Origin of the sequence: Geomonas anaerohicana (genome assembly GCF_016458305.1) — a bacterium.
In the GTDB taxonomy this organism is placed as follows: domain Bacteria; phylum Desulfobacterota; class Desulfuromonadia; order Geobacterales; family Geobacteraceae; genus Geomonas; species Geomonas anaerohicana.
In genome coordinates this window covers 22146-32572 of sequence record NZ_JAEMHL010000021.1, presented here as the reverse complement: position 1 = coordinate 32572, position 10427 = coordinate 22146, and the positions used below count along the sequence as shown (strand labels likewise).

General features: G+C 52.9%; 10 protein-coding genes and 1 other RNA gene. 6 read left to right on the top strand and 5 right to left on the bottom strand.

All coding sequences use genetic code 11. The annotated features are described in order from the left end of the window. Window positions 1–27: 27 nt before the first annotated feature. From JFN91_RS21030 to JFN91_RS21010, 5 genes are all read right to left on the bottom strand, one after another. Window positions 28–432, bottom strand: a complete 405-nt coding sequence (locus JFN91_RS21030) for an MBL fold metallo-hydrolase (RefSeq protein WP_199391112.1) — start codon at window positions 430–432, stop codon at window positions 28–30. A gap of 77 nt (window positions 433–509) precedes the next feature. Continuing rightward, window positions 510–962 (bottom strand): hypothetical protein, encoded by a 453-nt coding sequence (locus tag JFN91_RS21025; protein WP_199391111.1) that lies wholly within the window; start codon window positions 960–962, stop codon window positions 510–512. Between the two features lie 214 nt (window positions 963–1176). Further along, window positions 1177–1605, bottom strand: coding sequence for a hypothetical protein (locus tag JFN91_RS21020; RefSeq protein WP_199391110.1), 429 nt, complete (start codon window positions 1603–1605; stop codon window positions 1177–1179). Window positions 1606–1882: 277 nt separating this feature from the next. Further along, the gene (locus tag JFN91_RS21015; protein ID WP_236015299.1) at window positions 1883–3220 is read right to left on the bottom strand and encodes a chloride channel protein; all 1338 of its coding nucleotides are present in this window, start codon (window positions 3218–3220) and stop codon (window positions 1883–1885) included. Window positions 3221–3309: 89 nt separating this feature from the next. Further along, window positions 3310–4227, bottom strand: coding sequence for a DMT family transporter (locus tag JFN91_RS21010; protein WP_199391108.1), 918 nt, complete (start codon window positions 4225–4227; stop codon window positions 3310–3312). A 180-nt stretch (window positions 4228–4407) separates the two neighbouring features. On the opposite strand from JFN91_RS21010, the gene smpB reads away from it, so the two are divergent. From smpB to JFN91_RS20980, 6 genes are all read left to right on the top strand, one after another. Next, on the top strand, window positions 4408–4881 hold the full coding sequence (gene smpB, locus JFN91_RS21005) for an SsrA-binding protein SmpB (RefSeq protein WP_199391107.1): 474 nt from the start codon (window positions 4408–4410) through the stop codon (window positions 4879–4881). A 234-nt stretch (window positions 4882–5115) separates the two neighbouring features. Next, window positions 5116–5466, top strand: a transfer-messenger RNA (tmRNA) gene (ssrA, locus tag JFN91_RS21000). A gap of 96 nt (window positions 5467–5562) precedes the next feature. Next, window positions 5563–7017 (top strand): tyrosine-type recombinase/integrase, encoded by a 1455-nt coding sequence (locus JFN91_RS22435; protein ID WP_199391106.1) that lies wholly within the window; start codon window positions 5563–5565, stop codon window positions 7015–7017. A gap of 1127 nt (window positions 7018–8144) precedes the next feature. Then, window positions 8145–8438, top strand: coding sequence for a hypothetical protein (locus JFN91_RS20990; RefSeq protein WP_199391105.1), 294 nt, complete (start codon window positions 8145–8147; stop codon window positions 8436–8438). Continuing rightward, window positions 8419–9306, top strand: a complete 888-nt coding sequence (locus tag JFN91_RS20985) for a site-specific integrase (RefSeq protein WP_199391104.1) — start codon at window positions 8419–8421, stop codon at window positions 9304–9306. Before JFN91_RS20990 ends, JFN91_RS20985 begins: the two co-directional genes overlap by 20 nt. 469 nt (window positions 9307–9775) lie before the next feature. Continuing rightward, complete coding sequence (locus JFN91_RS20980; protein ID WP_199391103.1) at window positions 9776–10336, top strand: recombinase family protein; 561 nt, start codon at window positions 9776–9778, stop codon at window positions 10334–10336. Window positions 10337–10427 lie beyond the last annotated feature (91 nt).

Genomic DNA, 10427 nt, shown 5'->3' with positions numbered 1-10427 from the left:
GGCTATTCGATTGTCAGAGAACTTTGTCTACGATGTGGTGGCACTTATTTGTGTCCACGATGTCGTGGCACTCAACAGGTACGGGGTAATGGTGAAGTCGCCGACGTGGAAGGGGTGCCAGCTTTTGAAGTGATGGAAGTGGTTTTTATGCAGATCCTTCCCTAGAAGCACCCGCGTGGCATCGATCAGCCTTTTCCCAAGTTCTCCAATATAGACGGGAATGTCAGGGGCAAGAAGATCGATTAATCCGAAATGGTCTTGGTGTGGATGGCTAATCAATACGGCATCGGGCTTGAGGCTGGAGACGTCGATGGCCTTGCTGTCGTTAGAGAGCGGTAGACCGAGGTCGAGAAGAATGGTGGTCTTGTCAGTAGAAAGTTGGATACAGGTCCCGCCTATTTCGTTGCTACCTCTGTGGATCAAGACCTTCATTGCTGCTCCTGTAAAAGTAAAGGTTGAGAACGTATAGCTGCAGCCGAGTTGACTTCACTCCTGACACGTGCTGATCTTCAAGCTGGTGGCTCATTTTGACGAAGCACTGACCTCATTTCCAATAGCAGTGACAATACACGGTCACTGTCAGCTGCTGTAAAACGGCCGGTAAGGTGATAACTTATCCAAGGGTAAGGAAAGGGGTAATCCTCCCACTCTCTCTCCCATTGCAGATCATAATAGTCAGCCACCTTTTTGAAGCCACGCTCCAAGTCACTGAACCATTCTGAAGCGCACAGTTCCATCATGCTATCGACAGTCTCAGCATCGTTTCCAAACTTGAGCAGGGTTTGGTGATGTTGAAAGGAAAGTTGCACCGTAACAGTTGCGTCATCCTCAAAAGCCAGCGTCACTGCAGTGCTGTCGGCGTTGACCCAGAACGGCTGCATCATGGGTATGGTGCATGTAGTCGGTGTGACGTCAAACTCAGCCGCGAGTAGAGATTTGACCAGCATGTTAGGTGATGTCATAGATTAGTCTCCACAGTCACGGCCCCCTCGTCACTCGAGTAACACTTTCCATCCGGCTTCTTCATATCGCACGCATGTGACAGAATAAGTCACTTTTGTTCGAAAAATGTGCGACACCATCCCCCGAGAGCAGTAACCATGTCAGAATAAAAGGGGACAAGCTACTTTTTTACTACGCTCTATCATGGTTCAGATGGGGCAGATGATGTCTTGTTTAGGGCAGCGTCCACTCAAAACTCTGCATCCAGTCCACGCCACCGTCACCGCCATCAGAGCCGTTGTACTTGTAGGTGAACTTCAGCAGCATGCCTGGCTCCACGGGAATGGGAAGCTCGACGCTGAAGGGAAAGATACCATCCATTCTGACTTGGCGCGGGATGACGAAGCTGACGTTGCGCGCTCGTGTTTGGCCTGCGGCATCGACTGCTGCGATCCAGATCTCGATACCTTCCATGAAGGCGTAGCGGAGATTCTTCCCTACCCCCTCGACAACCGTCTCCATTCCCGCTTGCTTAATCTCCCAAGCCAAGGCCATGTCGAACTGCACATACTGATACGGCAGCGACTTTAACCGCTCATCGTTTTCGTCGCCGTGCGTGCTACCGCTGAAGACGGTCGATAGAAACTGCCAAAGCTTTCCCATTTACCAGTACCTCTACGGCCAAGACGATGTCACCATACTCTTAGCGCACACCGCCAGACTGTCTCAGTTGCATCTGCCCAATCTTCTCTGTGAGTTTTAAACAGAGTCCTTTAACGGTCAGAGAATCTAGCAGATTTCTAATACACAAGCAATCAGTGATTTCGGATGTTTGTACTATTTCTGATGAAGAGGGATGGTGAGTGACAAGGCAATATGGTGGGGGTAAAGCGGGGCGTGCAATCGAACCCAGTAATCTTGCGGGAAGGGGCAACAGACGCTACCCCTTCCGATTTTTGCTGGCAAGGAAACGGTACAACGGAACCGGCATGAAGACCTTTCCGATCCTGCGGGAAAGATACGCCGCGAGCAGGAAGGGAATGATGAGGGTGTGCTCGTCGGTCATCTCCATGATGATAATAACCGCGGTGAGCGGGGCCTGGATGGCACCGGAAAAGAAGCCGACCATGCCGAGCAGCCCGCACACCTTGAAGTTCTGCAAGTGAAGAAGTTTCGCGACGGTGAACCCGAAGCCGGCTCCGATGGAAAGGCAGGGAGAAAAGATGCCGCCTGCCATTCCGGAAAGGTAGGAAAGGACCGTGGTTGCGAACTTCGCTATGCCCAGTCCTGGGGGCCACTGTTCGATGGAGGAACTTTCGAGGAAACTGCGGGTGACTTCGTAACCCGATCCGGCAGAGGCTCCGTCGGTCAACAAGCCGACTGCAGCACAGATAATGCCGCAGTAGAGCGCCCTCTTCCACGGTTGGGGAGGGAGACCGAACAGTTCCGGAAAGGCAAGCAGCCGCGCGAACGCGCCCCCCATGATCCCTCCGACAACGCCGAAGATCAGCGTTTCCGGTACCAGCAGGTTGGGGGTAAGCGTGACTGCAGGGTGACCGAAATAGAGGTAATTCCCGGCTATGGCCATAGCCGCGATGCCGGAAAGGATGACGGCAAGCATCACCATTTCCCGGAAACGTCCGAAGGCGCCCTCGGTCACTTCCTCCAGCGCAAAAGCAATACCGGCGAGAGGCGCATTGAACGCGGCCGCGACGCCCGCTGCAGCACCCGCCGTCAGAAAGGTCTGGAAATCAACCTGGGGCAGGACACGGCGTGTCATACGCCCGAAAAAAGCAAAGACGGAGGCTGAAATCTGGACGGTGGGACCCTCGCGCCCAATGGACGCTCCGGCAATGATGCCGACGCAACTGGAGATCACCTTTACCACTGCGGTACGCAGCGAGACCAGCGGGCTGTGCCACGGCGGTTCCTGCTTGTCGTCCCCGTGCGCCCGGTCTATGGCTTCCAGCACCTGGGGGATGCCGCTGCCGCGGGCTTCGGGCCCGAACTTCTGGACGATGAGCGTCGCAACGACGAACAGCAGCGGGGTGGCCGCCGTCATGAGGTAGGGATGGCCGTGAAACAGGGAGAAAAAGAAGGCCTGCGAAGCGGTGATGAGACGTGCAAAGAGAACGGCAGCACATCCGACCAGCAGTGCCGCCGTCCAGATGGTGACCTGCATGAAGCTTTTCTCGCGCAGCTTCTGCAGGTAGCGCAGGTAGCGTTTCGATTCCAGGGGCTCCTGCTCCCCTACCCCCTCATGCCCTTCTTCGTTCATCGTCAAAACCTTTTCATTCCAAAATGGAAGCGGCGAGCCATCCACGATACCAGCCGTCACTGTTTCATGCAATTTGTGTCAAACCCATTTTAGGCCGTCTTGGCGCTGCTCCTCAACTGGATGACAAGGTTGCAGAGCTCCGAACAGAGGATGCCAGCAAGCATCAGGACACAGCCTAACAAGCCGCGCACTCCCAACACCTCACCGAGGAAAAACCACCCCCAGATGGCGGCGAACACGCCCTCGGCGCTGAGTATCACCGCGGTATGCGCGGGATGGGCATCACGCTGCGCCACCACCTGCATGGTGTAGGCAAAACCAACTGAGATCAGGCCGCCGTAGAGGATGGGACGCCAGGCCGCACAAACCGAGGCAAGGGTCATCGATTCGAAGATGAAGGCGGTGATGAGGCTCAGGACCGAGCAGACCGCAAACTGCAGGGCGGAAAGTTTGAAGGGGTCCAAACGAGGCGAGAGCCAGCCGATCAGGAGTACGTGCCCCGCCCAGAAAACGGCCCCAATCAGTTCCAAGAGGTCGCCGATGCCGATGGTGAACCGGTCGGTGACGCTTAAAAAGAAAAGGCCGACGGCAGCCAGGACGGCGCCAAGCCAGGTGCCGACAGTGGGGCGCTGTCCCCAGAACATGCCCAGCAAAGGAACGAGGACCACGTAAAGTCCCGTGATGAAACCGGCGTTACCCGCCGTGGTGTAGGCGATGCCGACCTGCTGCAACGAAGCGCCCATGAAAAGCGCGCCCCCTGCCATCAGGCCGCCGTGCAGCAGCGCGCGGTTGCCTGCTTGCGGCAGGCTGCCGTGGTAGGGCCCCTGCCGGCGTCGATTGAGGTACACCAGGGGGAGCAAGGAGAGGCTCCCCAGCGCAAAGCGGATGCCGTTGTAGGAAAAGGGCCCCAGGAAATCGAGTCCCTTGCGCTGTGCGACGAAGCCGCCGCCCCAGATGGCGGCGATCAGAAGAAGTAGGAGATCGGACTTGATGGTTTTGGACTGCATGCTGTTCCTTGGCTGAATAAGTGGTGCCGCGCGACGTCGTCGCGGCCGGTTAGTGTCCCTGCTTTTCCCCCGAAAGTCAAGAAGACCAGAGCGACAGTTTGCCGTCTGGAATCACTGGCAAAAGATCCTTATGTTTTTCCCTCTGTCCTTTTGCAGGTGATTCTGGTACTATGGGTCGTTATGGGCGAAAAGCTGATCTGCAACAACAAGAAGGCGTTTCATGACTACTTCATCGAGGAGCGTTACGAGGCGGGCATGGTGCTGCAGGGGACCGAGGTAAAGTCCCTGCGCAACGGCAAGGCCAACCTGAACGACTCGTTCGCCATGGTGAAGAACGGCGAAGCCTTCCTGCACAACTTCCACATCAACCCGTACGATTTCGGCAATCGTGAAAACCACGATCCCGACCGGATGAGGAAGCTGTTGTTGCACAAAAAGGAGATCGTAAAGCTCTTCTCCAAGATCAGGGAGCAAGGCTACACCCTGATCCCGCTGCGGGTGTACTTCAAGGACGGCAAGGTCAAGACCGAGTTGGGACTGGCCAAGGGCAAGAAAAACTACGACAAGCGCGAAGTCATGAAGGAGAAGGACATGCGGCGCGACGTCGTGGTCGCGCTGAAAGAAAGAAATCGCGGGTCCAGGGACAGGGACTAACGGACTAACGGCCGTTCGACGTTCGACGTTCGACGTTCAACGTTCGATTGAGCTCGACTTGAATGGCACTGGCAACGTGACAGCACGGTAAGGCCGCTGAACAGGGAATATACAAACGTTGAGTTTGAACCTTCAGCAGGTGATTGCAGTTAACACGGAACGTTGAACGTTGAACATCTTTTGGGTTTTAAGATCGCAGTTAACATCGAACGTTGAACGTTTTTTCAGATTTAAGGGGGTGTAAAGGTTTCGACGGGGGTAAGAAGCTAAGGTTGCATGCCGAGGTCCGGGTGGCTCGTTAAACAATCCGGGACGCATTAAGCGCCGACAACTACGAATACGCTTTAGCAGCTTAATAACCTGCTAACGTTCTACCTACCATCTCCCACGTGGAAGGATAGAACGTCATTCAGTGGGATAGTTTCAGGGAGAGTCCGTGGCCCTGCGGCGAAATTTAGCGGAATCGGCAATCGGGAATCCCGGCCTGTGGAGTCCCGAGCGGCTAAAGCAAAAACAGGTATAAGCATGTAGACGCCTTATGTGTACGATTCTCGGACGCGGGTTCGATTCCCGCCACCTCCACCATTTCTCGCAAGTAGCCGTATTAACTGGATTTATTTTCTGGGGGAGAGCGCTGCACCATCTTTTGTTCCACAAAAAATGTGGGATTGGAGGTGGCTTGTGGCGCTTTTTGTATCGTTCATGAGATTAAGAGGGAAAACTTGGCACTATCGTCGCCGCGTTCCGGTTGAATTGAGGGAATACTTTGACGGACTGCATGAATTCACCAAGTCATGCAAATCAACTAAACAGGGTGAGGCTCGCACGATCAGAGCTTACTATGACAGCGAAATCGAGAGAATCTGCTTGGCTCTGCGGATAAATATTTTGACTCCTGATGAGGCTAGAAAAAAGGTCGATGACCTCCTCAATACACGAAAATTCTCCGACAAATCTAATAAACCCGCCTACCAATCTCCCGTGGTACCATCCATTGTGACGCTCTCTAACGTCATTCGACTGTACGAGCTCAAGAATTCCGACAACTGGACTCCCAAAACCAAGATGGAAAAAGAAGGTATCTTTCGGCGCATCAAAGTGAAATTTGGCAATAAGCCTATAAATAGCATCAAGCAAGATGACGTCTTGCACTGGCGAAAAGAATTGACTGCTGGTGGCCTGGGGGTAGTTACCACTAATAAGTATCTTTCAAATCTTTCGGGCGTGATGAAGTATGCTGTGCAACAAGGATTTCTGGTTGTTAATCCCGTGGAAGGGACAGCTCTTACTGACAAAAGAGTAGCATCTGAAATAAGATCAGCTTATTCATTGGATGATATTAGGCGACTATTCAGTCACTTGCAGAGGGAAAAGCAGATTGCGTACCTGAAAGGTAAGCACGAAAGATACTGGGCACCGCTTATCAGCATGTATACCGGACTCAGGGCCGATGAATGTGCACAACTGTATCTAGAAGATATTAATTTTGAAGACCTCGTCATCAAGGTTGAGCGCGGTCATGACAAGAAGGTGAAAACTAAAAGTAGTGTCAGAGCTGTTCCAATTCATCCTGATTTATTGACCCTTGGTTTTATGAATTACGCGTGCAAGATGAAGGATGAAGGCCACTCACGTTTGTTTCCCGGCCTGAAGCGACATTCAAAGAATGGTTACAGTCACGAGTTGGTTAAATGGTGGAGCCGCTGGTCTAGACAAATTATTACTGACACTACGAAAACGTTCCACTCCTTTAGGCACACTGTTGCAGACAGACTTAAGCAGAACGATGTTGATGGTGTATTAATTGCTGAGGTTCTCGGTCATGAAGTACCGAGTATTAGTCTCGCTCGGTATGGCAAGCACTATTCAATAAATAAAAAGTGCACAGCTTTGTCTCACTTAAAATATGGCATCGTCCCTGAACTAGAAGTATCCAATCACCGGATTGCTAACGACGATGAAGACGGGTGGCTTGAAGACTTAAATGCTTACAATTATTACGGAACAGCAGGCTCCGTAAAATTTATCACTCAAGACGAAAAGGAACTTCAGAAAGAGACGAGATGCTATGAAAGACCCGATCTGTATGGCTATTCAAAATTCCATCAGTCAATTCCGGACTTTCTTGAAGATTGAGGAGGCACGCCATAAACAAAGCCCTCATCAGCGATGGTTGGTAAGAGGCTTTGTTTTTCTCTTCAGGCTACTCAATCTTCGCTGAAAGACTTACGTAGCATCGCAGCGCCTCGGTCCTGCCATGGCTGTCCCGGCACACTTTTATAGCAAAAAGCAATAGAGAGCCTCAGCCTTCGATCATAAGGAGCCAAAAAAGCGCCGTGTCCATCAAGGGCAGGGGGTGGCATCCCGCTCACCGTTGCTCAAACCGTATCGGATGAATCTGATTGACTTTCCTGCTTTTTGCTTTGGCTGCGCTTCGTGCGGGAGATTCTGTCGCGCGCTGCTAGAAGCTCCTTCTCTACCCGCTCCAACTCCCGACGCCGATCAGCCGTCTGCCTATTCAATGAGTCCACCTCGCGATATGCCATGCGCAGCCTCTTCTTCAGGACAGAAATGCTAATTTCGGACTGCTTGTCCTGTGCCCGGAGCCAGTCAACATATTGTTCTGCGTCGAGGAGCTTCGCGTCTAGTTCTTTTGCCGCCCGTTTCCAGAATGTGCATGCCCACGCTGTCACAACCCAGCCACCGTACCCCACTAGCACTGTCGTCACTTCCCAAAAGCGATACATTCCCCTCTCGCCCTCACCCGATACCGTAAGATCTTCACTGCCGGTACCAAAGGACCGTGCAGCACGGCTATGCCGTTCGCCACAGTTCGTCTTGAAAGACGGGTCTGACTGTTCCCACCCTTTTTTGAGCGTCTTTTCCTGCTCTCGGCGGCCGACGCTTCAATAGCCTGCAGAACTTTTCCAAATGGACGGTATCTGCCACCTGCATGGGGCCCAAAGGGCATATCCTGGCCATGTCCAGTTATCACTGCCGTAACCTAGCTGCTTGACGAAATGTGTCAAGGGGAAAGTTGATGATCCTTAGGCCTTTGTGCACGAAGGCTTGCCCTGTGATTTGTCGCGTGTTTTGTCGGTTATGTCTGATGACGCGATCGTTCTTGCCGCCTTTTGTATAACCGTAGCGAGTTGGCATTGCCAACCCGCAGGCTTCGCCTCTGTGTCATTATTTTATGACACAGAGCGAAGCCGCAGCACGACTGCATTATCGTTATGTTGATGCTATGGAGGACACGCAACATGATTGGATGGTTTGATGCTGAAGGTGAATTGGAAAAGATCCGTGCTCTTTGCATGGCTCGCCGCCGCCGTCGGCACTATAAGAGTGCGCTCGACCCTTACCGCGCTGAGCTTGTTGCTCTGCGGCGCTCGGGCGCGACCTACGCAGAGATGCGGCTGTGGCTTCTTAAGGCTAAACATAAACAAGTCGCAGTCTCAACCGTGCAGCGCTATCTGGCCAAACTTCCCGAGAGCCCAAAGGTGTCGGGAGCAGATACTCTAGTGAAGAGCGGAGATGATGGTGGCCGGGCATAGTTTTGCCAAAGGTAAGACGCAGGCCAAGCGGATGATTGTCGAGTGGGCAGCGGCAGGGATCAGGCTGAACGTCGGCACTGAGCGGAACGCCAAGCAGAGCCTGTCCCTTTTTGCCGACTGGTTAAGTTCTGAACGCCGGGGGGATCTGCGCACTTGCGAGCGGCAAGCGGCTATTGAATACCTCGAACAGCGGGCTGAAATCATTCAGCAGAAGGCTCTGGATCAGGATCGACAAAGCCTGGACAGGCTCATGGTGTACAGAGGGGGACAGGAATCGCTGCCCAGGATACAAAGCGAACGTGACCGAATCCTGAAAGGCAGGGCCTATACCGCTGAGCAGGCCCGTTTAATAGCCGCCGGTCAGCGGTCATTTCATGCGACGACCACAGAGCTCTCCTTCCGCTGTTCTATTCGTGCCCATGAAGCCTACACCTTGATGAGGGCTGATGAAATGGCGCGTAGTGACAGGCGCTCCTGGCGAAATGATCTTTTTTCAGGAAGGGATGGCGTCCTCTACACCGTTACTGGAAAGGGAGGCTTGTCCAGATGGATTTGCGTACCGCATGATTTGGCGGCCCGACTTGAGGAGAGGCGCCTTGAGACCCCGCGCCAGGTAACCGATCGCGGTGTCCGCTATCTGCAACATTACGATATCGGCGCCGGACAGGCTTGGAGTCAGAGCGTCTCCTCAGCTGCCCGTCGACAGCTGGGCTGGTCGAATGGAGCGCATGGCTTGCGCCACTCATACGCACAGGAACGCGTGAAGGAGCTCCAAGCAAGCGGTTACGGGTATCGGGATGCAAAGGAGATTTGTTCTATGGAGCTTGGACATTTTCGTAGCTCGGTCGTCGAATGGTACCTCAGATAGTAAAAATTCTTGCCCTGCCGACTATACTAGAAATGGAAGCTAGCGAGGGCTTCCTCTTCTACGGTCGCGCAAATCGGCCGCCCGAAAGCCTTGGCGATAGGATTGACAAGGGAAAAAGTGAGGCGCAGGAGCTAAGGCTCTTGCGCCAAACTTTTATCCGAAACGAGTCAGGCTAGCAAGAGTGATGGTTTCAATCTGTCCAATCTTATCTTTCCCGTGAATGTTGCCATTCACGTGTGACGTTTATGGCAGGAAGGCAAGGGGGCTAGATGTCTCTTCCTGCTATGAAAGTGTTGGTGTTTGATCCTGCGCGCTGTGACAATTGTGTTGATATGGGGTACACCGCTGATGCACACTTTCCTGCCACATTTTTTATGTGCATTAACGGTCAGAATGTATATTAGTTGACATTTTATCTGAAGGGTCTAGACTATTTTTACGCACTTTGATGTCATCCAAGGAGGGAGACATGGCATACCAGACAATCGGCTACAAGCGCGTGAGTTCATATGACCAAAACAGTGCCAGGCAGCTCGACGGTCTGGAGTTGGATGAAGTCTTTGAGGACAAGATTAGCGGGAAGTCGATGGAGCGCCCCGCCCTCCACTCCCTACTCAAGCATGTGCGCAAGGGTGATACGGTGGTGGTTCACTCCATGGATCGTCTCGCAAGGAATCTACTTGATCTTAAAAAGATCGTCTCTGAGATCGTGGAGAAGGGGGCATTGGTGCAGTTCATCAAGGAGAACCTTACCTTCTCCGGGAAGGCAGACCCTTTCGCAGAACTCATGCTGAACATGCTAGGGGCATTTGCGGAGTTTGAAAGAAGCCTGATCAAGTCTAGGCAGGCAGAAGGGATAGCAATACGAAAAGCGGCAGGGGGATACAAAGGGAAAGGTAGAAAACGAGCGATAACCGATGATCAAGTGACGGTTATCAAAGCGAGGGTTGCTGCGGGAGAGAAGAAAACGAAGATTGCCGATGATCTAGGAATCAGTAGGGAGTCGATATATAAGTACCTGAACGCCTAGAAGTGGGACGGCCGGGATCACCGGTCCTTTTCATTTACATAAACCATAGGAGGTTCGAAAGTGGCTTCTACATAACCGATCTTCTTTGCGG

Excerpts from the sequence above, each read along its gene's own strand:
- JFN91_RS21030 (WP_199391112.1), bottom strand. The coding sequence starts at position 432 with ATGAAGGTCTTGATCCACAGAGGTAGCAACGAAATAGGCGGGACCTGT.
- JFN91_RS21025 (WP_199391111.1), bottom strand. The coding sequence starts at position 962 with ATGACATCACCTAACATGCTGGTCAAATCTCTACTCGCGGCTGAGTTT.
- JFN91_RS21020 (WP_199391110.1), bottom strand. The coding sequence starts at position 1,605 with ATGGGAAAGCTTTGGCAGTTTCTATCGACCGTCTTCAGCGGTAGCACG.
- JFN91_RS21015 (WP_236015299.1), bottom strand. The coding sequence starts at position 3,220 with ATGAACGAAGAAGGGCATGAGGGGGTAGGGGAGCAGGAGCCCCTGGAA.
- JFN91_RS21010 (WP_199391108.1), bottom strand. The coding sequence starts at position 4,227 with ATGCAGTCCAAAACCATCAAGTCCGATCTCCTACTTCTTCTGATCGCC.
- smpB (WP_199391107.1), top strand. The coding sequence starts at position 4,408 with ATGGGCGAAAAGCTGATCTGCAACAACAAGAAGGCGTTTCATGACTAC.
- JFN91_RS20990 (WP_199391105.1), top strand. The coding sequence starts at position 8,145 with ATGATTGGATGGTTTGATGCTGAAGGTGAATTGGAAAAGATCCGTGCT.
- JFN91_RS20985 (WP_199391104.1), top strand. The coding sequence starts at position 8,419 with ATGATGGTGGCCGGGCATAGTTTTGCCAAAGGTAAGACGCAGGCCAAG.
- JFN91_RS20980 (WP_199391103.1), top strand. The coding sequence starts at position 9,776 with ATGGCATACCAGACAATCGGCTACAAGCGCGTGAGTTCATATGACCAA.